2 protein-coding genes are annotated in these 1,020 nt (G+C 68.7%); both read right to left on the bottom strand.

What is annotated here, in order from left to right; translation table 11 throughout:
- Window positions 1-72 precede the first annotated feature (72 nt).
- Window positions 73-435, bottom strand: a complete 363-nt coding sequence (locus tag EB084_26535) for a hypothetical protein (GenBank protein ID NDD31820.1) — start codon at window positions 433-435, stop codon at window positions 73-75.
- A 318-nt stretch (window positions 436-753) separates the two neighbouring features.
- A partial coding sequence (locus tag EB084_26530) for a hypothetical protein (GenBank protein ID NDD31819.1) occupies window positions 754-1,020 on the bottom strand: 267 nt, incomplete at its 5' end.

Raw genomic sequence — 1,020 nt, 5'->3', positions numbered from 1 at the left:
CCTCAAGCGCCGGCGCCGGGTCGGCGCTGTCGCAACGGGCTTCCGCGATGGCCGGGATGTGTCCTGGGTGCCTCATCGGCAACCACCTTCCTGAGCGGGGCGGGCCTGCTCATCCTCGATGTCGTGCATGGTGCTCCAGACCTCCGACAGCGCCCGGGCGTACCGGCTGCCGCGGGTGCGGACAGCACGGCTCTTGAAGTTGGGGTAGTCAACAGCGTCGACGGCCTCGGTAATCCAGGCTGCGAACGCGGCCTTGGTGACTGTGACGCGGTAGGGGTAGTCGGCCCGTGGTGTCGCCACCACAGGCGCCCCGGTCGCGTCTGCCAGCGAGCGCAGGCTCTGCGCGTCGCGGGCGCGCACCATGAGTGCGCCTGGCTCGTCTCGGTGCGCGACGGCGGAGACGAAGCCGTCTTGCGTGATGGCCCACATGGGCATCACCTGTCCTTTCCCCGGGTTGGCCGGGAGGGTTGATGGGTTGTCTGGGGTCGTGCCGGGTCTGGGGTCGTGCCGGGTTACGCAGCGGGAGGGTCACTCCCGGGTAGGGGGCCGGAAAAACTCCCCCCACTCAAAGGTGGGGCGTGCACCTTGGTTTACCGCCCCTTGCCGGCGGACTGGCGTCAGTGAGATTCCGCGGGTGCGATGTCAGCCACCCGGAAAACTCCCCCCACTCATAGGAGAGGCGTGCACCTTGGTTTTCCGGTCGGTGCCGGCCGCGAGGCCTAAGCCGGCAAACCGGCGGGGCCGGCCGACCCGTCACAAGGCCAGGGCGAGCTCGTGCTGGGTATTCAGCAGGCTCGCGTGGAGAACTGACGGCGAGCCCGGGCGCCTAGTGGCTCGCAGTTCGAGCGGGCCCTCCCAGGCAACACAGTGCTCGGTCGTCGCGGATCCCTCAGCAGTCGACTCCCGGTTCAACCAGCGCATCTCCTGGCAGCGCGCGGCCAACTGTCGGGCTCCCCAGCCAGGCGTCCGCGTCAGGCGATTCGATGCGCTCCATGCGTCAATCAAGGATGCAGTCAGCAG

The sequence above is a fragment of the Pseudomonadota bacterium genome (assembly GCA_010028905.1).
Classification (GTDB): Bacteria; Vulcanimicrobiota; Xenobia; order RGZZ01; family RGZZ01; genus RGZZ01.
The sequence above is the reverse complement of the archived record's forward strand: the minus strand, read 5'-3'. Positions and strand labels throughout refer to the sequence as shown.

Coding starts and splice junctions, on each gene's coding strand:
- EB084_26535 (NDD31820.1), bottom strand. CDS start 435: ATGCCCATGTGGGCCATCACGCAAGACGGCTTCGTCTCCGCCGTCGCG.